Source organism: Rothia dentocariosa ATCC 17931 (assembly GCF_000164695.2).
Taxonomy (GTDB): Bacteria; Actinomycetota; Actinomycetes; order Actinomycetales; family Micrococcaceae; genus Rothia; species Rothia dentocariosa.
In genome coordinates, this window is sequence record NC_014643.1 from 1709471 (window position 1) to 1734052 (window position 24582).

General features: G+C 53.3%; 20 protein-coding genes. 18 read left to right on the plus strand and 2 right to left on the minus strand.

The annotated features are described in order from the left end of the window. The first annotated feature begins 142 nt into the window (after positions 1-142). From HMPREF0733_RS07370 to HMPREF0733_RS07410, 9 genes are all read left to right on the plus strand, one after another. Positions 143-1084, plus strand: coding sequence for a hypothetical protein (locus tag HMPREF0733_RS07370; protein ID WP_244864680.1), 942 nt, complete (start codon positions 143-145; stop codon positions 1082-1084). Between the two features lie 238 nt (positions 1085-1322). Further along, entirely contained in the window at positions 1323-1784 is a 462-nt protein-coding gene (locus tag HMPREF0733_RS07375) for an S-ribosylhomocysteine lyase (RefSeq protein WP_004006247.1), read from the plus strand. Beyond that, the gene (mtnN, locus tag HMPREF0733_RS07380; protein WP_013398740.1) at positions 1781-2698 is read left to right on the plus strand and encodes a 5'-methylthioadenosine/S-adenosylhomocysteine nucleosidase; all 918 of its coding nucleotides are present in this window, start codon (positions 1781-1783) and stop codon (positions 2696-2698) included. Before HMPREF0733_RS07375 ends, mtnN begins: the two co-directional genes overlap by 4 nt. A 164-nt stretch (positions 2699-2862) precedes the next feature. Then, positions 2863-3168: a hypothetical protein gene (locus tag HMPREF0733_RS07385; protein WP_013398741.1), complete on the plus strand. Its 306-nt coding sequence runs from the start codon at positions 2863-2865 to the stop codon at positions 3166-3168. Between the two features lie 228 nt (positions 3169-3396). Further along, positions 3397-4839 carry an amino acid permease gene (locus HMPREF0733_RS07390; protein ID WP_013398742.1) on the plus strand — a complete coding sequence of 481 codons (1443 nt, stop codon included), beginning with the start codon at positions 3397-3399 and terminating at the stop codon, positions 4837-4839. Between the two features lie 203 nt (positions 4840-5042). Beyond that, a complete protein-coding gene (gene rpsO, locus HMPREF0733_RS07395; protein ID WP_004006251.1) occupies positions 5043-5312 on the plus strand; it encodes a 30S ribosomal protein S15 in 270 nt (89 codons plus the stop codon). Between the two features lie 280 nt (positions 5313-5592). Next, positions 5593-7812 carry a polyribonucleotide nucleotidyltransferase gene (locus HMPREF0733_RS07400; RefSeq protein WP_041321718.1) on the plus strand — a complete coding sequence of 740 codons (2220 nt, stop codon included), beginning with the start codon at positions 5593-5595 and terminating at the stop codon, positions 7810-7812. Between the two features lie 174 nt (positions 7813-7986). Beyond that, a complete protein-coding gene (locus HMPREF0733_RS07405; protein WP_013398744.1) occupies positions 7987-9318 on the plus strand; it encodes a M16 family metallopeptidase in 1332 nt (443 codons plus the stop codon). A gap of 152 nt (positions 9319-9470) precedes the next feature. Next, positions 9471-10544: an epoxide hydrolase family protein gene (locus HMPREF0733_RS07410; protein ID WP_041321719.1), complete on the plus strand. Its 1074-nt coding sequence runs from the start codon at positions 9471-9473 to the stop codon at positions 10542-10544. Between the two features lie 19 nt (positions 10545-10563). Here the strand turns inward: HMPREF0733_RS07410 and HMPREF0733_RS07415 are convergent, their stop codons facing one another. Then, positions 10564-11529, minus strand: coding sequence for a hypothetical protein (locus HMPREF0733_RS07415; protein WP_013398746.1), 966 nt, complete (start codon positions 11527-11529; stop codon positions 10564-10566). A gap of 149 nt (positions 11530-11678) precedes the next feature. Between HMPREF0733_RS07415 and HMPREF0733_RS07420 the strand changes: the two genes are divergently transcribed. The 3 genes from HMPREF0733_RS07420 (at position 11679) to HMPREF0733_RS07430 (ending at position 13323) form a co-directional block, all read left to right on the plus strand. Further along, complete coding sequence (locus tag HMPREF0733_RS07420) at positions 11679-12128, plus strand: hypothetical protein (protein WP_239652982.1); 450 nt, start codon at positions 11679-11681, stop codon at positions 12126-12128. A gap of 105 nt (positions 12129-12233) precedes the next feature. Further along, on the plus strand, positions 12234-12791 hold the full coding sequence (locus HMPREF0733_RS07425; RefSeq protein ID WP_013398748.1) for a hypothetical protein: 558 nt from the start codon (positions 12234-12236) through the stop codon (positions 12789-12791). 28 nt (positions 12792-12819) lie between these two features. Next, positions 12820-13323, plus strand: a complete 504-nt coding sequence (locus tag HMPREF0733_RS07430; RefSeq protein ID WP_013398749.1) for a hypothetical protein — start codon at positions 12820-12822, stop codon at positions 13321-13323. A 250-nt stretch (positions 13324-13573) separates the two neighbouring features. Here HMPREF0733_RS07430 and HMPREF0733_RS07435 read toward each other — a convergent pair whose 3' ends face one another. Then, positions 13574-15517, minus strand: coding sequence for an acyltransferase family protein (locus HMPREF0733_RS07435; protein WP_013398751.1), 1944 nt, complete (start codon positions 15515-15517; stop codon positions 13574-13576). 284 nt (positions 15518-15801) lie between these two features. On the opposite strand from HMPREF0733_RS07435, the gene dapB reads away from it, so the two are divergent. From dapB to pgsA, 6 genes are all read left to right on the plus strand, one after another. Beyond that, entirely contained in the window at positions 15802-16569 is a 768-nt protein-coding gene (gene dapB, locus HMPREF0733_RS07440; protein ID WP_013398752.1) for a 4-hydroxy-tetrahydrodipicolinate reductase, read from the plus strand. A 21-nt stretch (positions 16570-16590) separates the two neighbouring features. Then, positions 16591-17241: a tetratricopeptide repeat protein gene (locus HMPREF0733_RS07445; protein WP_013398753.1), complete on the plus strand. Its 651-nt coding sequence runs from the start codon at positions 16591-16593 to the stop codon at positions 17239-17241. A 156-nt stretch (positions 17242-17397) separates the two neighbouring features. After that, positions 17398-18333: a 4-hydroxy-tetrahydrodipicolinate synthase gene (gene dapA, locus HMPREF0733_RS07450; RefSeq protein WP_013398754.1), complete on the plus strand. Its 936-nt coding sequence runs from the start codon at positions 17398-17400 to the stop codon at positions 18331-18333. A gap of 279 nt (positions 18334-18612) precedes the next feature. Beyond that, positions 18613-20337 (plus strand): ribonuclease J, encoded by a 1725-nt coding sequence (locus HMPREF0733_RS07455; RefSeq protein WP_013398755.1) that lies wholly within the window; start codon positions 18613-18615, stop codon positions 20335-20337. Positions 20338-20568: 231 nt separating this feature from the next. Further along, positions 20569-23679: a DNA translocase FtsK gene (locus HMPREF0733_RS07460; RefSeq protein WP_013398756.1), complete on the plus strand. Its 3111-nt coding sequence runs from the start codon at positions 20569-20571 to the stop codon at positions 23677-23679. A gap of 247 nt (positions 23680-23926) precedes the next feature. Then, positions 23927-24553, plus strand: coding sequence for a CDP-diacylglycerol--glycerol-3-phosphate 3-phosphatidyltransferase (gene pgsA / locus HMPREF0733_RS07465; RefSeq protein WP_013398757.1), 627 nt, complete (start codon positions 23927-23929; stop codon positions 24551-24553). Positions 24554-24582: the final 29 nt, after the last annotated feature.

Sequence of the window (24582 nt, forward strand, 5' to 3'; positions counted from 1 at the left end):
CGATAGCTTATTGACGCATGCAATATATCTTGGGTCTTTGATGACATAAGATATATTAGAGAGTAATCTACCTGGAGAATATATCCCTGACTTATTGCGTAAATCAGGGATAACAATCACCTACTCAGCACAAAGGAATATTGTGAATACTTCGAAAACACTGTCTCGGCGCACCTTGGCAAAAGGTACCGCCTGGGCCGCCCCTGTTGTGATAGCCTCCTCCGCTGTACCCGCATATGCGTCCAGCGTGCCGGATTGTTCATGGCTTGCGACTCAGAATGTTGTGGAGACGAGCGTTTCTAATGAATTCTCGGATAACGGTAATCCGAATATTACCGTCGCGGACTGGGGGAACCAAGGGGGTGCTGGTGTATCTTATAAGTTTGCCGATACATATGACAACGGTCGTAATCCTTACGCCGTTAATACACCCATTGAGAGAAACCCTTACCACGATTTCACCTTTACGTACCGCATTACAGAAGATTTGCGGAGTTTTAAGGCGACCCCCTGGGTTAACCAGGCAACTCCAGTGGGCGAACAAAATGCAAAGAATAACGCTGTGCTCGATACTCAATTTAACGGTGTTGGGTATAAAGTTACAGGCGCTCAACCTATCAAGCAGGCAACCTTTGGGTGGGGAAGTTTCAACCACAAAAATATTGATGGTATGCCTTCAAAAACTACTGGGTCTTACGGCTGCTATGAGGACCGCAAGTTCTATCCGTTCTCTCGTTCTCAGGCACGTTCCGTAGTTGAAGGCAGCCGCTGGCGCGGACAGGTCTATCTTGATTTCGGGCCGGTGAGTGCGGGAACGGTTATTAAGGTAACTATTCGTGTTTACTCGCTTCAAGAAATGTCCGCCTCGTACATTAATCAGCGCTACTACAACAACAACTGCAATCCAACCTATAATGGTGGTCCCAAACGTTGGGCTGGAGATAACGACCAGGTTGGTGTGGTGGGCGAGTACTCTTACGCACTCAAAGATCCCCGTGTTGCAGAGTGCAGCAGTTCTGCCAATAAGCATGCGGTGCCGGTCAGCGGATACTGGGCTTTCGGCGGTAACTGGACCCAAGAGTAATATCCTCCAGCAAAGCTATGCACCATCAAGCTGTTTGGCACTTATATAAAGAGGGCTAGTGCAGCAGTGCATGCTGTACATGGAATACGGCGGTATTGCAATAACGCGATGCCGCCGTATTCTTGCGTCATGAGACCGAGCTCAGCGGCATTTATGCAATGAGAATGCAGGAACTCTCTTAGGGAGAGTATCTTATGAAGGGTTCCGACGAAGCGGGTGCTTAAGAGAGAATATAAGCATGAAAAAAATGAACGTCGAGTCTTTCAACCTTGATCATCGTGCCGTTGTGGCCCCCTATGTGCGGATTGCAGACCGCAAGGAATTGCCCGGTGGAGATACCCTCATCAAATACGATGTCCGCTTCACTCAGCCTAACAAGGGCCATCTTGAAATGCCCGTCGTACATTCGATCGAGCATATGAGCGCCGAGCACATGCGCAACCACACCGATAAGCTCATCGATTTTTCACCAATGGGATGCCAAACTGGGTTTTACGCCCTCACCCTGGGGCTAGAGCTGCAGGAGTTCTTGCCCATCCTGGAAGCGACTCTACGAGATATTCTCACGGCTACCGAGGTGCCCGCCGCGAATGAAATACAGTGCGGTTGGGGCGCTAACCACACCCTTGAAGGGGCGCAGAATGCTGCACGTGAATTCCTCGCCGCACGTGCTGACTGGGAGCAGGTGATGGCGGCGTGAGCGAACAGCATCACTCTGGCGAACAGGGGCACTCCGAAGAAGCTGCGCAGATGTTCCCCACAGACTTTACGCCGGCGGATATTTTTAACGAAATGTATGCCGACTTGGAGAACCTGAACGACCTCATGATGAGCTTCTCAAACGCGATCGTCATTCAGGTTGCGATGGATGAAGAGCTAGCCCCGTTCCTCGCAGCGACCGAGCAAGCACAGCCCTCCTTCACTGAAGGCGTAGCAAAATTCTACCCACGTTATCTTATGCTTGAAGAAGATCAGGTTCCCCTTCTGCTGGTTCGCTCCAAAATTGGGTTAGTCAATGCCGCATCCGCCGTCACGGAAGCTATCAACTACGCGACTAACTGTTTGGGGGTTATCAGTGCAGGAACCGCCGGTGGTCTTGCGCAGCACATCAACGTTGGAGATATAGTACTGGGGTCAAATTACCTGTACACTGATGCCGACGCAACCATTTTTGGATACGAACGCGGGCAGATTCCTGGGATGCCCGTATCCTATGGCGATCGTGACTCGGACTGGGAAGAGGCGATTGAAGCGGCGCTTTCAGCTCTTAAATCGGCACAGGAGGAAGGTTCCTGGGCGGTGCACCAAGGGCGGATGCTTGCGGGTAACTCATTCGTGACTGAGTACAACGTGAAGGACACCCGAGAGGCCTTCGATGCGGCACTCAGCACCGATATGGAGACCACGGCGATCGCGCAGATCTGCAGTAACTATGATGTTTCTTTTATGGCGGTACGCTGCATCTCTGATTTATGCGGCCCAGCAGCAGATCAGGAATTTCATCTTTCGGTCGATGTGGTGGCTCCCCGCTCGGCGCGATATGCGCTGCAGATTGCCGCTGAGCTCTGGACACAGCAGGAATTACCCGCTCTTGAGTTGAACCTTGAAGACTAAGTGGACGGATCTGCTTAAGAAGACCATGATGCTTCAGGCCCCAAGTGCTCAGACGGTTGCACAGAAACACTCATTACAAGAAAAATTCCGAGAGAATTCACATTTAAGCCGTCATAGCGTATGGTTAACACAGCAATAACGTACTCGTGACTCAGGAGAGCACCATGAAAATCTGCCCGACCTTAGCCTCTGCGGCTGGTCTTCTTGGCGGTTACAAGGTCGCATCTACAACCGGCAACCGGCCTCTTGGTGGTGCCGTGCTGGGTCTTGCGGGTTTTATTGCTTTCAAGAACTGGAAGCGTAAAGCTGGAGTTGGGCGTGCTACGTTCCTCACCGGCGTTTACCTTTCTGCCTTCGGTTACTCCCATCCACTCGCCAAGAAAATTGGCGCGTGGCCGGCAGTCTATACCGTGACTGGCGTAACCGCTCTGTTGTCGCTCATCGTAGGACGTAAGCGTAAACAGAAATAGTCTTCAACAAGACGGCGGGTTGGCTATCGTTGCCAAACCCGCCGTCTTTTTGCGTTACGGTTCACTGCAACTAAGAAATCGCAAGGATGCACGGGGAGTACGCTGGGCGCATCCCACAACCTCGATAGGGGAGGTGCACGGCATACGGCAACAAAAGCCACACCGCAGAACCAACCAGAACACAAGATTTTCGAGAGGTTACACCGCTAACCCGCGAGGTGAGGAAAAATGAAGAATAACGCTAACTCTGCGGCAACCACCGCAAATGGCGCTATCTCCACCGAGGATGCGCCCCAGCTATCGCGCGGACTCTCCCTGCGTCACATCATGTTCATTGCGCTTGGCTCGGCAATCGGCACCGGACTCTTTTACGGCTCCGCCTCCGCTATTCAACTGGCGGGCCCCGCTGTACTACTCGCCTATGTGATTGGCGGAGCTGCCGTTTTCATGGTGATGCGCGCTATGGGGGAGCTCGCACTGGCACACCCCGTATCTGGCGCATTCTCGGAATACGCAACCCGGTATCTGGGACCTTGGGCTGGGTTCGTCACCGGCTGGAGCTATGCTCTGGAAATGGCGCTCGTTGCCATCGCGGATGTGACAGCATTTGCAGTATATATGAAATTCTGGTTCCCCCAGTCGCCCTCGTGGATCTGGATCGTATCGGTGCTGCTCATTTTGCTCGCCATTAACCTTGCCAAGGTGAAAGCCTTTGGCGAGACAGAATTTTGGTTCACTATTGTCAAGGTAAGCGCTATTATCGCCATGATTGTGGGCGGAATTATTCTGCTTTTCGTCGGCGTGCAGGCACACACCTCGGTGAAGCCGTCCGTTACGAATCTGTGGGCGCTTGATGGTGGTTTTATGCCCGAAGGGTTTACTGGTTTCCTGGCATGTTTTACCGTGGTAATGTTTGCCTTTGGCGGTATTGAGAATATCGGTATTGCGGCGGGGGAGGCGGAAAACCCACGCACGTCGATTCCTAAGGCTATTCGTACTGTGCCGTTCCGCATTCTGATCTTCTATGTGCTGACTCTCTCCGTCATTATGTCGCTCTACCCTTGGTACTCTGTCACTAAAGAGAACTCGCCTTTTGTGCAGATCTTCGAGAACCTGGGAATTCCGGCGGCAGGATCAATCCTCAACGTGGTTATTATTACCGCCGCCGTGTCTGCGATGAATGCCGATGTTTACGGTGCCGGGCGTATGATGTACGGGCTGGCAAAGCAGGGGCTGGCCCCGAAATCATTCGGCAAGGTTGCAAAAAACGGTGCGCCCTGGATGACGACTCTTCTGATGATCGTGGTTATGGCGGTGGGCGTGATCGTGAATATCGCGTTCGAGAATGCTTTTGAAGTAGTCGCTTCGCTGGCAACATTCGCGACCGTTTTCGTGTGGGTTATGATTCTGCTGGCGCACATCGCCTATAAACGTGGGGGTTGCGAAGACGAAGTGCAGCCCGTGCGGCTTCCTCTGGTCGTCAGCTATATAACGCTTGCGTTTATGGCGTTCATCGTCGTGCTATTCGGATTCTTCGATGACACTCGTTTGGCTCTTGTTGTTGGCGCTATATGGTGTGTTTTCCTTCTCGCGTACTATCGCCTAGCGGTAGCGCCACGGTTGGCAAAGAACACAAAACTGGCGATCACGTCTGATGCTCAGGATGGATAAATGCGGTATTGCGGGCGGAAATGCTAGGCCTAAATACGGAATGTGCTGCGGCGGTAATCTTTCAAAATCCGTAAAAGTAGCGTAGAATATGTTAAACGCGTGTCTGCGGTCCGCGGCAGAAGACGTGAGGGGCATACGCCCAAAACCCCGGCGACATACGGTCGTACGGGCAGCTACGCGGCACTAACTCTAGGAGTTATACAGTGGCATTGGATCCCGCTATCAAGCAGGAAATCATCAAGGAATACGCAACTCACGAGGGTGACACTGGTTCTCCCGAGGTGCAGATTGCAGTTCTGTCTCGTCGAATCTCCGATCTGACTGAGCATTTGAAGTTCCACAAGCACGATCACCACTCCCGTCGTGGTCTGATGATCCTCGTGGGTCGTCGTCGCAATATGCTAGGCTACCTCAAGGATATTGATATTGAACGCTACCGTTCGCTCATTGAGCGTCTTGGTCTGCGTCGCTAAGGTTTTCGTACCTTGCAGGTAACGCTAAGCGGGCGCATCCTCCGTCGCACGGCGGGGGATGCGCCCGCGTTATCATGTACGGAAACCCGTCCATTTTTCAGATAAACAGTTTATAAAGAGTGCTCGTTCCAGGCACGCCCCGGTGCGGTCCTCGGTAGCGAATTACGGAATACTCCTGTGTACAACAGAGGTTCAGGGTACGACGTCCGTGGTTTCCTATCGAAGGCCGATAGATTGGGTGAAAACGGCGACGGGCACACGAACACAGAAAGAAGGAATCGTGGAAGGTCCCGAAATCCAATTCTCTGAAGTAGAAATTGACAATGGTATTCATGGCAAACGCCATGTACGTTTTGAAACTGGCCGTCTCGCCAAACAAGCGGCAGGATCCGTGCTCGTCACGATTGATGACGAAACAACGCTGCTTTCAGCAACCGCAATTGGTAAATCTCCCCGCGAGGGCTTTGACTTCTTCCCGCTGACCGTAGACGTTGAAGAGCGCATGTACGCCGCCGGTAAAATTCCCGGTTCGTTCTTCCGCCGCGAGGGGCGACCCCCGACCGAGGCGATTCTTGCGGCACGTCTAATCGACCGTCCGCTGCGCCCCGCTTTTACCAAGGGTATTCGTAACGAAGTGCAGGTTGTCGTCACCGTTCTGACCATCGAGCCAGACGAAATTTACAATACCTTTGCGATTAACGCAGCATCCGCATCAACCGCGTTATCGGGTGCGCCCTTTAGCGGGCCTATCGGTGGTGTGCGTATGGCCCTTATTGACGGGCAGTGGGTGTGCTTCCCCAAATACTCTCAGCTGGAAAACGCCGTATTCGATATGGCTGTGGCCGGTCGCATCGTGACCAAGGCCGATGGCAGTGAAGACGTTGCGATCATGATGGTAGAGGCAGAGGCAACCGATAATTCTTGGAAGCTCATCAAGGAAGACGGACACGCTGCTCCCACCGAAGAGATCGTGGCTGAAGGTTTGGAGGCTGCGAAGCCCTTTATTGCTGCTCTGTGCAAGGCGCAGGTTGATCTTGTTGAGCGTGCCGGTAAACCCGATCTGGAGCTTCCCTACTTCGGCGGGCATGGTGAAGACGTTGACGCCGCCGTGAAGGACTTCGCGGGCGAGCGCCTCGTGGAAGTTTACTCCATCGCGGGTAAACAGGACCGTGAAGCCGCTGCCGCTGAGCTTGAAGCCGAGCTGATGGAAGCCCTCACCGGGGAAGGTAAAGAGTTTGAGGAGCGCGCTAATGAAGTTTCAGTGGCGTTTGCGGCTCTTACCAAGCACACCGTGCGCCAGCGCATCCTCACTGAACAGGTGCGCATTGATGGTCGCGGACTCACCGATATTCGTCAGTTGACCGCCGAGGTTGAAGTACTGCCGCGCGTGCACGGTTCGGCGATTTTTGAGCGCGGCGAAACCCAGATTATGGGCGTGACTACCTTGAATATGCTCAAGCTGGAACAGCAGCTCGATTCGCTGTACCCGGTCACGTCCAAGCGTTACATTCACCACTACAACTTCCCGCCGTACTCTACCGGCGAGACCGGCCGTGTTGGTTCGCCCAAGCGCCGCGAAATCGGTCACGGTGCACTTGCGGAACGTGCACTTACCCCGGTGCTGCCCTCACGCGAGGAATTCCCCTACGCGATCCGCCAGGTCTCTGAGGCTCTGGGCTCGAACGGCTCCACGTCGATGGGCTCGGTCTGCGCTTCGACCCTGTCGCTGCTCAATGCCGGTGTGCCTCTGCGCGCGCCCGTTGCAGGTATCGCAATGGGTCTTGTCTCTGATGAGGTTGATGGCGAAACTCGTTACGCCGCACTGACCGATATTCTGGGTGCCGAAGATGCCCTAGGCGATATGGACTTCAAGGTCGCCGGTACCAGCGAATTTGTGACTGCTATTCAGCTGGACACCAAGCTCGACGGTATTCCTGCATCTGTGCTGGCGGGCGCACTGACCCAGGCACGTGAGGCTCGCCTGCACATTCTGGATGTGCTCACCGCAGCCATCGATGCCCCTGATGAGATGAGCGAATTTGCGCCGCGCATCATCTCGGTGAAGGTTCCGGTCGCTAAGATCGGCGAGGTGATCGGCCCGAAGGGCAAGATGATTAACCAGATTCAGGAAGATACCGGTGCCGATATTTCGATTGAAGACGATGGTACTGTCTTTATCGGTGCAACCGACGGTCCTTCGGCTGAGGCTGCACGCACCGCTATCAACGCGATCGCGAACCCGCAGGTTCCCGAGGTCGGCGAGCGCTACCTGGGTACCGTTGTGAAGGTGACCGATTTCGGTGCGTTCATTTCGCTTACCCCTGGTAAGGACGGTCTGCTTCATATTTCTGAGATGCGCAAGCTCAACGGTGGTAAGCGTGTGGTGGATGCCGAAGACGTTGTTTCGGTGGGGCAGAAGGTGCAGGTTGAGATCACTAAGATTGACGATCGCGGCAAGCTTTCGCTCTCCCCGGTGATTGATGCTGAGGATGCCGAGTAGAAACTCTCCCCGATATAAACCGCACCTTGACTAAGGAACTTGCTGGTTTTTCTGTCGGATAAGCAGCGCCAGCTCGTCCTGAGACTCCTGAGGGTTGTTCTCATGATGGGCTGGCGTTTACTCTGACTTGTACGGCTCGCTATATACATTTGGTTTGCTAAGGATTATTCACTAATGCCTATTTCTCTTCCCGTTGCGCGCGATGAGATTACCGCTGAGCTCGACTATGAACGCGGTCGCCTGGTTTACGAGGGCGTAAATGGTAATGAAGTTCGCCGATCGATTTTGCCCGGTGGTGTTCGGGTGATAACGGAGCGGATGCCTGGCACCCGCGGCGTTTCCCTCGGATTCTGGGTGGGGGTCGGCTCCCGGGATGAAGCACCCGGTATGTTGGGGTCTACCCACTTTTTGGAGCACCTGCTCTTTAAAGGAACTCCGTCTCGAACTGCTTTTGATATTGCCCAGGCATTCGACGCGGTGGGAGGCGAATCAAACGCCCTCACTGCGAAGGAACATACCTGCTATTATGCGCGTGTACTTGACGATGATACCCCGATGGCGGTTGATGTTCTGGCTGATATGGTGAGTAACGCTTTGCTCGATCCAGAGCATCTGGAGCAGGAGCGCGGGGTGATTCTGGAAGAGATTGCCATGGACCAGGATGATCCTACGGACGTTGCCTTCGAGAATTTTGTAGAACAGCTTATGGGCCAGAACCCGCTGGGTCGCCCGATTGGTGGTACTCCGCAGGAGATTATGCAGGTTCCGCGGGATGCTGTGTGGGAACATTACAAAAAGTATTACACGCCGGATCGCCTCGTCATCTCGGCGGCTGGGTCGCTGGAGCACTCGCACATCGTAAACCTTGTGTTGGATGCGCTCACCCGCTACGGCTGGAACCTTCTTGAGGGTGTGGTTCCGGTACCGCGCCGTGTGCGTACTGAGAGCGGTATTGTCCCGTTTTCCAAACTGCACGAGGTGCAGAAGGGCTTTGAACAGACCAATATTGTGATGGGGTGCCCGAGTATTATCGCTGGGGATGAGCGCCGCTACGCGATGAGTGTGCTGTCGAGTGCTTTTGGGTCGGGCATGTCTTCGCGGCTTTTCCAAGAGATTCGTGAAAAACGCGGGCTGGCGTACAGTACGTTTGCGTTCTCGGGCGCCTACTCCGATGCGGGGTATTTCGGCATGTACGCAGGGTGCTTGCCCGCTAAAACCGAGCAGGTGTGTGAACTCTTGCAGTATGAGTTTGATAAGTTGGTGTCCGCAGGAATTACTGAGGAAGAGCTCAGTAAAGTACGTGGGCAGCTGGCCGGTTCAACTGTTTTGGGCAGTGAGGACTCGGGTTCTCGGATGTCCCGACTGGGGCGTGCCGAGCTGGACTCAGGGAAATTCACGAGCACCGATGAGCTATTGGAAAAAATTCGTGCGGTTACCCTTGACGATGTGCACGACCTTGCCAGGTATCTGGGGGAGCAGCAGATGATCACTACGATTGTGCGCTAACACCCTTTATTATTCCCGAAAACCCCGCAGCGCGTAGACGTTCTCGTGTCTGATGACGAAAACGTCTGTGTCCCTGCGGGATTTGTTATATGGTGGCATGTAATGCGGTAAGGAGTATTCATAGAGAGAAGGCTGGGGGAGGAAAGAAGCTTATGCGAGACCTATATATTGACGTATCGCACGAAGTACTTGAAGACCTGAAGGTCCGTTTGCGGGGTGCACGTTTTCCTGTTGTTCTAGATGAACAGGAAAGTAGCGCAGGAATCTCGGTCGAGTTTATGAAAAATCTCGTGGACTATTGGCTTACCGAGTATAACTGGGCGGCGCAACAGAAAATATTGAACTCGTATCGTCATGGCATCTATACAATACAGGGCAAAGAGCTGCACGCTCTTCATGAGCAAAGTCCACAAAATCTTGGTACAGTTCTGCTGATTCACGGCTGGCCCGATTCTTTCTTACGGTATATTCCGGTGATTCATCCTCTTGTTGAGGCGGAGTATAACGTTGTTGTTCCCTCGCTTCCCGGATTCGCTTTCTCGGAACAGCTGGAAAAACATACTGTCGCAGATATTGCCGAGCGGCTCCATACGTTGATGGAACAGTTGGGTTATGAACACTATATGGTACACGGCGGTGATTGGGGAGCCTCGATTGGTCAGCAGATGGCGCTGCGTTATCCGCAGAGTATCCTGAAACTGCACTTGACCGATGTCCCGTTTTCAAACCAGTATTCTCTCGATAGGAGCACGCTTTCGGATGCAGAACAAGATTATTTGAACCGGGTTGCGCGTTGGTCGCAGGTTGAAGGCGGTTACTATATGCTGCTTTCCACAAAACCTTTGACTGTTTCTTACGGTTTTGCCGATTCACCAGTATTTTTGGCTGCTTTTATGGCGGAGAAAATGCAGTCGTGGAGCGAAAACGGGATTTCATGGGATATTATTATCGCAAATACGATGCTGTACTGGATAACGAATACCGGGCACTCTGCCGCAAGGATATATCGGGAGGCTTTGGGCACCGGGAATATACAGCAGGGTAGGGTAGAGGTGCCAACCGCATTCGCGATTTTCCCGCACGATATCAGTAATCCTCCACGCGAATATGCGGAACGGTTTTTCAATGTTGTTAGGTTTACACATCCTGAGCGCGGCGGACACTTTGCGGCTCTGGAGGAGCCGGAGCTTTTCGTTCAAGACCTCCTGGAATTTCTGGCAGCCTAATCGTGCTGACCTTAACTTTTTACCGATCTGCTAGATATGCCTCTGCATCAGTGCAAAGCATATCGGCCGTGTAATCCTCCGATAAAAGAATCCGCAGAGCCTTCAGGAGGCGCGTTTGCCCTTCACACTCGAAGAACAGCTCGTACTGGGCGTGGGCGACGCGGGCAGCAAGATCAACTTGAGAGTATGCGGGACTGCTCAATTCACCAAGCGTATCCGCGAGAATGCTGTACTTCTGCATGAGCCGCTCACTGTCGGCAAAAATCTCATCGTCAGACGTGCGAAACAGCTCGTGCCAGTCAAGCTTGGGAATACCGACTGGATTCACCACATCCTCCGAGCCTATTTCCTGAAGGAAGGAACGCAGATCATCCACGGGCCAGGTGACGGATTCAAGAAGACGTATACCAAGGTCCGCGAAGACTGCCAGATCTTTACCCTGATCCGCCAGCTCGCGGCAGAGGTCTGGTAGTTTAAGCAGACACGCATGCCGATCAAGGTAATCTTGAAGATCACGTGTGAGGTCTTCAACCGAATAATCTTTTCCCACAAGCCCCTCAATCGCACAGCTAACACGCCTGCGCGGGTCTGGCTCAAAATACGAGCTGTAGTGGGCATTGACGATTTTCCACAGGATGCGAAGATCGTATCCTGCCAGGGTCGTATCTCTTGGAGCGGCAGTAGATATGTGATGGGAAGTTACCGCCTCGTCGAAAGCTTCTAGAAGGATAGAATATTTGCCCATGATCCATTCGCTCTCCAGAAACTTTGGGTTTGTTCGGAGCTCGGCAGGATCGCGTGGAGCTGCCATATCTTCGGGCTCTAACCCCCGCATAAAAGCCTTAACATCCCAACCGTGCTGTGGAGACCGCGCAAGCAGACGAAGACAGAGACTTATGTAGAAACTAAAGTCTTCTTCACGCTCTACAAACTCTTGAAGAAGAGACTCTAATATATCGTGTGATGTTTCCTGCTGTGACTCCATAGAATCCCTTTGATATTGGGTATAGGGGCGGTGCTTTTATGGTAGAGATTATCGTGTACAGCTTTCACGAGTTTCTCATGAGGAGATTCCTCCCTGTTTCACTTTATCCTTGTGCTAAGGTTGGGAGAATTCGCGAAAGGAACCCCGCTATGTTCACTATCGTTGTCCCTCCCGACTATACCGAAGAACTACAGCAAATCTGCGGTCTAGATGCATCACAACGTGAGAAACTTATCAGCCTTTTAGCATTGGCGTGGCTTGACTGGAAACAGCAGCACCTTTCAGCGCTTGAAGTGGCTGAGGATATTGTGCGTATAGTGCGTGAGCAAGAAATATTCTCCCACGCCGAACGTCTCCAGCAGTGGGCAGAGAGCATGGACGAGATGTACCTTGAGGAGCTCGACGCCGATAAACCGTACGATATTGTACAACCGCTTTTCTACCGTGCCCGGTTTGCCGCCTCTTTATCGTATGCTCAAGACGCTCTTACGGAGGATAAAAGCCTGGATTATCTGCTCTACGAGTACTCCTTCTCACAGGAGACCGATACGGATCACCTGATGCTTGATGCCCTGCGGGTAGCTCGTCAAGGCTCTTAGCGGTAGAGAACTTTCTGAGAGATTTTTAGCGACATCACCGTCTAAGAGACAACTAACATCACCGCTGGTGTATTTTCAGCATGTCAGAGAGAAAACCTATAACTCATGATGAACTTTGAAGATTTTGATCAAGCTTACGATTGGTTTACGCCGCGTCATAAGCCGATGCCGTTCGACGTAATGACTAGAGCCCAGCTGCGGCAGGTCGTTAAAATGTTCAAAGAGGATCAAGGGCCAAGGATCGCGTATGTTGCAGAGTATCTAGGCTCCACGAGCGGCAAAGAATTTCCCACTCTCAGTGATTTAGAACAGCTGTTGCGGTTGGGGAGGGAATCTATGGATAGGACTGGGCCAGAGATGGATGATATTTCTGGTACTTTTTTCAGCTTGGCCAATGATTTTGCTTTCTGCCTGTGTGTATTCTTGCAAAAGTATCGGGATGATGTGGATTGGGTGGCATCGAAAACCTCAAAGAAGTCAGGTGCGTACAATCGACCATTGATAGCTCGCCCTAATTATGAAACCTCAAAAGGGTATATTGATGGTCTGCAGTTCTTTCTTGGATCAATAAGGTCATCTATTCGGCGGGAGGAAACGGTTGATGATGTGATGGATGAGTTGAAGTTTGCGATCAAAAGGAATTTTGACATAGATCTCAGCTAACGCCTTCAGGTAGCAGGAGGGAAGACACATGCCAGACTTTAGTGAGATGATGCGCCGTAGCCCAACCATCAAGGAGTTCTATTTTGAGTGGGAGGGGCTGCAGATTTTCGGAGCGATTGATATCACGGATGTCCCGAAGGAACTGGAAATACGGTTCACGTCACCGCATCAGGCTGGAGAGGTAGCTTTACGATTAAATGCCTATGGCTGTAAGTTTACCCATCCAGACGGAAAGCTATCGGAGAGAATCAGGTTGGTTCATGGTGATGTGAACCCGACACAGGGCGACGAGAATTACGCCCGAATACCTATTCATGGTGCCACTCAAGAATCATCAATCCTTGTGTACAACGAGTATTTAGCTGGTCCTCGGGGACTTACGGATGTAAAGCAACTAGAGTCTTTCACCGGTGATAGCGGAATGCTAGTTGAGCGCTGTGAAAACAGCATTTTGTTTCGCTGCAATTCGTGGAAACCTGCCGATAGGAAGGCTTTTGCTGATATGCAGGGGAGTATTACTTTGTTGTACTAATGTACTAAGCAAGCAAAGCTGGATCCCAAAGACGTCTTGACGATGTGGAATAGATTTAGCAGGTCATGCAGACGTACACATGATGCTACTCCAGGTACGTGAAGTTCTTGAAAGGTTTAATTACTTTCAAAACTCCTTCCTCCAACCTGCCAGTATCAAAACGGTTTGTTTTTCTTGACCCGTAGTTTGAAGCGTGTGGATTCAAAAGGTTTAAAAAACGCCACCAATACACTACACGTACGATTTCCTCCTAACTTTGTGCCCGAGCAACCGCCTCCGTCAGAATACGGGCGTAGAGCATCTGCCCCTTAACCTCCGGATGCACACCGTCCGAAGTCATCAGGCTTGGATCGCTCCGCACCGCCTGCGTTATTGCACCGTTCCAGTCTGCAATATAGACGCGGGAAGAATTTTTCTGCGCAAACTCACGAATCAGATTATTTGAAGAATCAATCCAGGTGAGGGTTCGCGGACCGTACCCCGTTGCGAGCACCAACTTCGTGTCTGCCGGAAGCGCCCGCAAAACCTCTTCAAGCTGACCGGGCATCAGCGTCGAGTTAGCGGTTACCGAGAGTACTAAAACTTTCCCAATTTTTCCCTGCGATGACCAGGATTTAACCATGGGCAACGCCTGAACAATGGTGCGTCCCTCCGCCGCATCGATCGTGGCGTCCGGCATCGCATCATAAATATCGGGCTCTGCAGAAAGCACTACAGAATCGCCGATCACGGTTACATCAGCAGAATTCACCTGCGGATATTCATACGGCACCGCCGGGGCTGCAGAGCTAGGGGTCGCTGCTGCCGCACTTGCTGTTGGCGAGGCGCTCGCATGTGCTCGTTGTTCCTCACGCGCTTTTAAACGTTCCTGGGCGCGCTTTTTGCCTTCTTCAACGGCGCGTTGTGCACTAGTTTGATCAGGAGCAGTTCGTACCGCGACGGCAGTCGCTGAGCCTGCGCCCATCACAAGGGCTAAAGCAATAATGGGTAGAGCACGATACCTGCCGTAACGAATGCTTCCAAAAAATTGTGCGAACGAGCTACGGAAACCATATCGCCGTACTGGAGTTTCAAGGTAACGATAAGAAAGCTCAGCAATAATGACGGTAACCAGCAGAACGACAACGTTCCACAGCGGTGAACGATCCACACCCAGAAGATAATGCGCCATAACGGCAAGCGGCCAGTGCCAGAGGTAAAGTCCGTAGGATCGCTGCCCAATCCAGGTGAGGGGACCGAAAGATAACACCGAACGTAATAGAGACGATGCCCCGGCGAGCATATCCGGCAGGATTCCTTGAATAACTCCAAGAGTCAGCAGCGAAGCGCCGAGGAGCCCCCAGGGGATAGTGCCCGGCGCCTTCTCAGGCATAAGAAGAGCAAGCGAAATGAGAGCAACCAAGCAGAGCCAGCTGAGAATTACACGCAGGAAAGTCACCGCTCCAAAGGGTTGCGCCACTCGATATATAACGTGTTTATCACGAGGTGGATAGAGCGACCACGGGATCGAAAAAGCTAGTAAAACACCTAGAAGCAGACCGTAAACATGGGTATCGGTACCGTAATAAATACGGCTGATGGGCGCTCCAAACGCCAACATAACCGTGCCGCTTGTTAAGGATGCAATGATAGCTATAAAGATAATGAGGCTGAATCGTCTCCACCGTCTGCCGAGGATAACACCCGCCGCTACCAGGAGAAGAGGCCAGAACAGGTAGAACTGCTCTTCAACGGCAAGCGACCAAAAGTTCGTGAAAAGTTCGGGAGAAGTCTGAGCAAAATAGTCGTTACCGCTGAAAATAGAGAGCCAGTTAGATGAGAATGTGCCTGCGCCAGTAAGCTGTCTGCCCAGATTGACCTGTATATCGCCGCCTATTGCTAGTGCGATGGGTCCGGTTACTAAAATGAGTAGCGCAATCGCAGGGAGGAGCCTGCGAGCGCGGCGCTTCCAGAAAAGGAACAGGTTAATACGTCCAGTTATCGCCCCTTCACGGAGTAAGAGGGCGGTAATCAAATATCCCGAGATGACGAAGAAAATATCGACCCCGATCATACCGCCCGGCACCGAAGTAGGCCAGAGATGATACACAATTACCAAGAGTACGGCGATGGCTCGCAGGCCGTCGAGCCCGGGCAACATAAAAGAGCGGTTAGCCTCATGGGGGCTGACCGCGGACGGAAAAAGTTGCTTCATGATGTGTTGTTACTCCGGGGCGATGAAAGAGTGAAGAAAAATACTGTTTACTAGTATAAAAGTTTATTTGTTAGATAGAGACGTTTGGAGCCATCGGGAAGTTTTGTGAAATTTAAGAAACGCGGTTACCAGATATTTTGGTATCTATAAGGGTGTTGTGCTGGTGCTTGAGCGTTGATGGGGCGTAGTACATAAGCAACATAGTGTCTCGATTCGTGCTGTACACCACATGCGATAATAGGGTAGAGATAACTGGGCTATTCGTAAGTTTTGGAGGCAACAGAATGGTAGAAGCAACGCAGACTAAAATACGGCGGGTGGCGGTTCTTGGCGCATCGGGGCGTATGGGGTCGGAAGCGGTCAAGGCTATTACCGATGCCCCCGATCTTGAATTAGTTGCCGCTTTAGGACGTGAAGACTCTCTTGAAAAGCTCGTTGAAACCAATGCTGAGATTATGGTTGATCTGACTGTGCCGACCGCTACCGAGACGAACGTCCGTTTTGCCGTAGAGCATGGAGTGCATGCTGTTGTGGGTACTACCGGCTGGACTGAAGAACGTGTGGAATCCTTGCGTGAGCTTCTTGATGAGTACCCGCAGGTGGGTGTGCTGATTGCACCGAATTTTGCGTTGGGCTCCATTTTGGCGACGGAATTTGCCGCTAAGGCAGCGCCGTATTTTGAATCGGTTGAGATTATCGAGATTCACCACCCCAATAAGGTCGATGCCCCCTCGGGAACAGCCGCTCACACAGCACGCCGGGTTGCGGCTGCGCGAGAAGAAGCGGGACGTGGGATCAGCCCGGATGCTACCGAGAGTGATCCTCTGGGCTCTCGCGGCGGCAAAGTTGAGGGTATTAACGTGCATGCGGTGCGGCTTCGCGGCATGGTTGCGCATCAGGAAATTCTGCTGGGCGACCCCGGACAGCTTTTGACAATCCGCCACGATTCTTTCGACCGCGCATCCTTCATGCCCGGTGTGCTCTTAGGTGTGCGGCAGGTTGCGGCGCATCCGGGGTTGAGTGTTGGACTCGATAAGTATATGGATCTGTAGATCGTGCGGATACCGACTCCAATGACCTCAGAACAAGAAACGGTAAAGTCTTCGCGGCGCGGTGCGTGGCTGACCTCGCTGAGATTATGGGTTGCGATTGCCTGTCTCTTATTAGTCTGTACCGTGCTTCTGCTGCCTCTGCCGCTGGGTATTCGTGCGTCAATACTGGGCGTGCTGATTTTTAGCGGAGTATTTATGCTGGTGGATGCGGGCGGTAAAGGTAAAATCTTTGCGGCGCTCACAGTGGCGCTCTTGGGGCTGTATCTGCTGTTTACGGCACAGCGTGGGGTCGTGCTCATTGCGTCGGGGAATATCCTAGGTATTCTGCTCGGGGCGGGACTATTACTTTTGCCCGCAGTGGGTGCGTGGGCGCTTGTGCGCGAGGTGATATTTGGTGCGCGTATACAGCGGATGGCTCAGGAGCTTGATGCCCAGGGTAAACTTCCCGAAGATACGCTGCCGCGAAGTCCTTCCGGAAGGGTTGATCGTGAGGCTGCTTCAGTAGAACTTGAAAAATTTGCCGATGTTCTCGAAGCAAATCCGGACAGCTGGGAAGCCTGGTTTAATCTCTCGTGCATGTACGATGTCTGCGGTGAACGTAAACGTGCCCGCGCCGCTATGCGAAATGCGATTTCTCTGCGCCGCGGCCGTGGTGTGACCGACCTGAAATAGCGCGGCTGTTAGGGGAGTCCATGGGTGTTCATGAGGAGTGCTTGAAGTTGCGTTTTGAGCTCAAGAATGCAGAACTCCACAAAAAAGTGAAAATTTTCGGGACAAAAGCAAAATTAATGTAGCGTAAGAATAGCTTAAGATAGTACTCTGGGGTGTATGGCTGAGAACGTGATGAACCCCGGTACTTTTGTAAACCCGCCCTTTGGGCGTCTGCTCACGGCGATGGTAACGCCCTTCGCTCAAGACGGATCTGTGGATGAAAAACAGGTTGCACACCTGGCGGAATACCTCATTGACAATGGTCATGACGGGTTGATTGTCTGTGGCACCACAGGAGAATACTCGACCATGACCGATGATGAGAACGAGCGAGTTTTCGCCATCGTCAAAGAAGCTGTAGGAGACCGTGCCTCTATTGTTGCTGGCGTGGGCTCGAACGACACCGCGCACACCATTGAGCTTGCCCGTCGCGCTGAAAAGGTTGGTGTTGACGGTTTGCTTGTAGTGACTCCCTACTATAACAAGCCCACTCAGCATGGCGTTTACGCGCATTTTAGCACCGTAGCAAAAGCCACCAGTACACCCATCATGCTCTACGATATTCCGGGGCGTGCCAGCATCCCGATTGCCCCCGACACCTACCGTCGGCTGGCAGAACTTGATAATATTGTTGCTGTTAAGGATGCGAAGGCTGACTTTGGCGCCGCAACCGACGTTATGGCAACCACAGATTTGCATTACTACAGTGGTGATGATGGTTTGACTCTGCCTTGGATGGCAGTAGGAGCCGTAGGCTTAGTTTCAGTTACCGCGCATGTGGCACCCATGCTCTTCCGTGAGCTTATCGATGCCGTTGTAGCGCAGGATCTTGTGAGTGCGCAGCGCATTAACCTGCAGCTCGTGCCCATTGTGAACGCCACCATGGGACGAGCCCCTGGCGCCGTTGCTGCCAAAGAAATCCTGGCTTGGCAAGGCGTTCTTGGCACACCTGTTGTACGCCTGCCCCATGTACTTTCCGAACCCGAGGTGGCGGAGGCTATCCGAGCGGATCTGCTTTCCTCCACTATCGCGCAGACTCTTAAAAACGCATAAGACTTTCTGCGGCTAGTTTCGGGCGGACCCAGCGTGACTCGTATGTAGCGAGAAGATCACGCGGGTCCGCTTTCCGTGCAGAAGCGGAACGTGAAGGCGTGGACCCCCTCCTCTAGAGGCGAGATGCGTCCACGACCTTTGGCGAACGGACTCTCAGCCCCTCAAGCCGCATGAGCAGCACCCGCGAAGCAGCCCGATACGCTTCGGAGTTTGATACTCACAGTGGGTGCGCCCTTAGACGACACGAAAAATAGAATCATAGAAAATAAGGAGATACGCATGAGCGTTTTTGAAAATGATCTGCCGGCGCCTCCCAAACTGCAGAAAGACACCCTGCGCGTGGTGCCTCTCGGTGGTCTGGGTGAAGTCGGTCGAAATATGACCGTCTACGAAATCAACGGCAAACTGCTGATTGTAGACTGCGGTGTGCTCTTCCCTGAAGAGTCCCAGCCCGGTGTAGACCTAATCCTGCCCGACTTCAGCTATGTGGTCGATCGCCTGGATGATGTAGTCGCCATGGTTCTCACTCACGGGCACGAAGACCACATTGGGGCGGTACCTTATCTGCTTAAGAAACGTCCCGATATTCCCCTCATCGGTTCCGAACTCACTCTCGCGCTGGTAGAAGCGAAGCTTGCCGAGCATCGCATCAAGCCTTATACGCTCACCGTAAAGGAACACCAGATCGAAAAATTTGGTCCTTTTGAATGCGAGTTCATCGCGGTTAACCACTCTATTCCGGATGCACTCGCCGTATTTATCCGAACCGCTGCAGGAACTGTGCTACACACCGGCGACTTTAAGATGGATCAGCTTCCACTGGATGGGCGCATCACCGACCTGCGTCACTTCTCGCGTCTGGGCGACGAAGGTGTGGATCTATTCCTGCCTGACTCCACAAACGCAGAGGTTCCCGGGTTTACACCCACCGAAAAAAATATCGGACCTGTTATATCGAGCGTATTCCGCGATGCGCCCGGTCGTATTATCGTGGCCTCGTTCTCCTCACACGTTCACCGCGTGCAGCAGGTGCTCGATGCCGCAGTCGAGCGCGGGCGCAAAGTTGTGCTGGTCGGACGCTCCATGGTGCGCAACATGACCATCGCTGAGAAACTGGGTTACCTCAAGGTACCTGAGGGCGTTCTTGTAGATTTGAAGAAGGTCGATGAATACCGCCCCGATGAGCTTGTACTCATGTGTACCGGTTCGCAAGGCGAGCCGATGGCAGCTCTGTCGCGTATGGCTAATGGCGATCACAAGGTTCAGCTTGAACCGGGCGACACCGTCGTGTTGGCTTCTTCGCTAATTCCGGGTAACGAAACCAGCGTGTACCGCATCATTAATGCCCTGATGAAACTTGGCGTGACTGTTGTGCATAAGGGCAACGCAAAGGTTCACGTTTCCGGTCACGCGGCGGCGGGAGAGCTGCTGTACTGCTACAACATTCTGGAACCGAAGAACGTCATGCCTGTTCACGGCGAGGTTCGTCACCTGATTGCTAACGGGGAACTGGCGAAAGAGACAGGTGTTCCCGAAGAAGGCGTGCTCCTGTGCGAATCCGGTACCGTTGTGGATCTCAAAGATGGCGTAGCGAAGATCGTTGGCGAAGTTCCCTGCGAATACTTGTACGTGGATGGACGTTCTGTCGGTTCGGTGACTGAGGACGATCTTAAGGCCCGCCGCGTTCTGGGCGAAGAAGGATTCGTCTCTATCGTGACGGTGATCGATCGTGCTACCAAACGTGTGGTAACCGGGCCAGATATTCATGCCCGCGGTATCGCCGAAGACGATTCGGTCTTCGACGAGATCACCCCCAAAATTACCGCCGCCCTTGAGGATGCGCTTCACCGTGCGCCCGAGAAGGTACATACGGTACAGCAGCTTCAGCAGATTGTGCGTCGTACCATTGGTGCATGGATCTCCCGCCGCCTGCGCCGTAAGCCCATGATCGTCCCGGTGGTCGTTGAGACTAAAACGGATGAGGAGCCTAAGCCGACGGTGTAGTGAGCGCATAGCCCACGGCGAAAGGCGGTGCGGGCACGCTCTGTGCGAACGCACCCCGCACAATACACGACAAACGGGGCCGATAGCTACTTGAGCGGTCGGTCCCGTTCCCGTGTACGGTAGCATATGAATACTATGGATGCGTATCACGTTCTTGCCCCGATTGCATCGGTCGCGAGAGAATGACGGCATCTAGCCCCAAGCACATGGAAGGTTGCTAACCTAGTAAATATGGCTTCACGGAGTAATCAAGGGCGTAAAAGCAAAACCGGATCAGCCAAGAAAACCTCGGCACGCGGCTCCCGAGGCACGTCTAAGCGCGCGAATACCCCCGAAACCAACCCTGTAGCAAATGCTATTGCGAAAGTGTGGTTAGGCATCGCCCACACGGTGGGCGGTGCTGTGCGTGCTCTTGGGGTGCATCGCACAGATTTAGATCCACAGGCACGCCGAGACGGCGGAGCGCTCTTCATTCTGCTTTTCGGCGTTATTACGGCGGGGGTCGAATGGTATAGCTGGCGCGTCATGTCTGCACCGGCCATTATTCATGCCCCAATTTCGGCATGGCACACCATGCTGGGCGGCGTTTTCGGTCAGGGTGCTATCTTGGTACCGATTCTGAGCTTTATCTTGGCATGGTGCGTTTTCCGTACGCCGGATGATGTTCGCCGCACCAATCGAGTCTCGCTCGGTCTGCTGCTTATCCTTATTGCAGCGTCGCTTTTCTTCGCGATGAATGCCGGATACCCCAGTTTTTCGGGCGGTTTTGAGGTTGTCTGGGCCGGGGGTGGCGCCATTGGTGCACTTCTTGGGCCTCTCATGCAGCGCATAGCATTTGTGCAGTGGCTCGTTATTCTGGTTCTCTTCGTCATGGGGCTTATGGTATTGACGGCTACTCCGGTGCGTCAGGTTATTCCGCGGCTTACACATCTCATTCGCGTGGCCTTGGGTGAAAAGCCGGTTGCATCCACCGATGACGATCCGACCATCGCATACCCGCAGGACGGCTATGATGCGGATTCCACGGCAGCGACTCAGACCGTCGATTTGAGTGCCTCGGAACATGATCGCAGCTATCTTTATGGTGATGAGGAAGAACGCCGTACATCTCGCGGCGGTATCTTCGGGTCAATTAAGCGGTGGTTCGGATTCGGTCGTTCCCAACAGGCCGATCAGGGACTGGATGAATACGTTGGCGATGAGGCATTCGCCAGCCCTGTGGTTAATACTCATGAAGAGTTTTCCGCAACCTCTGCGGATGCACCCGCACCGCATTCTTCGGCGTCGTCTCAGGGTAGGTTGAGCCGCCTGCCCAAACGCCGCACCGAGAACACCGTGTTCGATCATGAGGCTTCGGATGCGCCCTCGGCACGCCTGGCTCAGGCGCAGCGTGCCGCCGTTGAACACGGTCGTGTAGCACCGGATGCGCTCTTTGATGTAGAGGCATTTGATGACACATCGGCGCAGTCGGTTGTGCCCGCTGCATCCGAGCAGAATGTTGCGACAAAGCAGATAGCAAGCCCTCAGATGCAGCCTCCTCAACAGTCACAGCCGGAAGCAGTGCAGCAAGGTACATCAGCTAAACCGCAGCAAAGTAGTGGTGCATCCCGCATGCCCCAGACGAAGCCGCAAGCTACGGTCAGCGGAGCAGCGGCTGCCGGTACGGGGGCGTCACGACCCCTGCAAAACAACACGCGCACCGCGCATACCGAGCAGGCCCGCCCCGAACAATCCGTCGAGTCTTCGCAGGGCACTTATAACCTGCCCGCAGAGCAGATGCTGGTGGCAGGTCCCCCTGCTAAGGAATCATCCGAAGTGAATGAACACGTGGTCGAGGCACTGACCAATGTTTTAGAGCAGTTTAAGGTTGATGCGGTTGTCACCGGATTCTCGCGCGGTCCGACCGTGACCCGCTACGAGATCGAGCTGGGTGCCGGTACGAAGGTTGAACGTGTGACCGCGCTGAGTAAGAATATCGCCTATGCGGTCGCCAGCCCGGATGTGCGTATCCTATCGCCTATCCCCGGTAAATCGGCGATCGGTATTGAGATCCCAAATACCGACCGCGAGACGGTATCTCTGGGTGATGTCTTACGGTCCCCGCAGGCTCACTCGAACCCGCATCCGATGGTTATGGGCGTGGGCAAAGATGTCGAGGGTGGTTTTGTGCTTGCGAACCTGGCGAAAATGCCGCATATGTTGGTTGCGGGTGCAACCGGTGCCGGTAAGTCTTCGTTCGTGAACTCGATGATCACCTCGATTCTTATGCGTTCTACACCTGATCAGGTGCGTTTGGTGATGGTGGACCCCAAACGCGTGGAGCTTACTGCCTATGAGGGAATTCCGCACCTGATTACGCCTATTATTACTAACCCGAAGAAGGCAGCGGAGGCGCTTCAATGGGTAGTACGTGAGATGGATGCACGCTATGACGACCTGGCGCATTACGGGTTTAAGCATGTGGACGATTTCAACAAGGCCGTACGCGAGGGCAAGATTCAGCCTGAGCCGGGGAGTAAACGAAAAATTCACGAGTACCCGTACCTGTTGGTTATCGTGGACGAGCTTGCCGATTTGATGATGGTTGCCCCGCGTGACGTTGAAGAGGCGATTGTTCGTATTACGCAGTTGGCGCGTGCAGCTGGTATTCACCTGGTGCTTGCAACTCAGCGTCCTTCGGTTGACGTGGTGACCGGTCTGATTAAGGCGAACGTTCCTTCGCGTATGGCGTTTGCGACGTCATCGGTCACGGATTCGCGTGTGGTGCTGGATCAACCAGGCGCTGAAAAACTGATCGGTCAGGGCGATGCGCTCTTCCTGCCAATGGGTGCCTCGAAGCCGATGCGTGTGCAGGGTGCGTGGGTCTCTGAATCCGAGATTCACGCGGTTGTTGAGCACGTGAAGCAGCAGGCTCCGACAATTTACCGTGAAGACGTTATGGTTTCTGCCGCGAAGAAGCAGATTGATGAGGAAATCGGCGATGACCTTGATGACCTGCTCCAGGCGGCTGAAATCGTGATTACCACGCAGTTTGGTTCTACCTCAATGCTTCAGCGTAAACTCCGCATGGGCTTTGCGAAGGCGGGGCGCATTATGGACCTGCTGGAGTCTCAAGGCATAGTTGGTCCTTCCGAGGGTTCGAAGGCGCGCGATGTGCTGGTGCGCCCGGACGATCTACAGAATACCTTGGCACGCATCCGGGGTGAAGAGGTGCCCGAACCCGTTGAGGAAACTTTTGAAGACCCGTACGCGCAATCGGTGAACCCCGCAGAATCTGCCGAATATGCGGTGGAAGAGAGCGATGAGGGCTCGGAGGACGCCTGGCAGCTCACGGGGCGATAACCCAAACAAGTCGTATTCAAAGTAGTTCTCACACCCTAGAGAGATTCCCGCTTCTGCTGGCATATCGTGTTGCGGAAGCGGGAATTTTTCTATTACTACGAGCCCAAACAAGGATTTATCGGAACGCCATTCTTATGGGAACGATACCTCGTATACTGGAAAGATATGAGGCGAGGGCTACGCTCTGGGAGTTCCTTGCAGCCAACAACGAGTCGTTGGTACCAGACTGTAGAGACGAAGGGTAACAGTGAGTCAGGAATCAGTATCGGCGGTATCGCAGACCGAGCGTCATGTATCTAACTGGAATCTGCCGAATATTCTGACGGTTGTGCGTATTATTGCAGTTCCTTTTTTCGTTGTAGTGCTCCTTGCGGGCGGGACATTCGGAGCTGAAGATGTGGCGCAGCGGTGGCTTGCTTTCGCCCTCTTCATTGCTGCGATGATTACCGACTGGGCGGACGGTTACCTGGCTCGAAGCCGTAACCTCATCACGAGCTTTGGGAAGATCGCTGATCCTATTGCTGATAAGCTCCTCACCGGTGCGGCGTTCATTACCCTTTCTTGGTTGGGCGAGCTGTGGTGGTGGGTGACCGCTGTAATTCTCCTTCGGGAGTGGGGAATCACCATCATGCGTTTTTTCGTTATCAAATACGGGGTTATGGCGGCAAATAAGGGCGGAAAGATCAAAACCGTTTTACAAACCATTGCTCTCGTGGTGATGCTTTTACCCTTAGGACTCCTCGGCAAACCTTGGTTGGTTCCCGGATGGGTTCTTATGGCGGCGGTAACCGCTATTACCGTCTGGACAGGGGCGGTTTATGTGCGTGATGCCCATCAGCTTCGCCAGACATGGCTGGCGCAGCATCCCGCATAGGCATGAGGCTGGGGACGGTTCTAGATGGA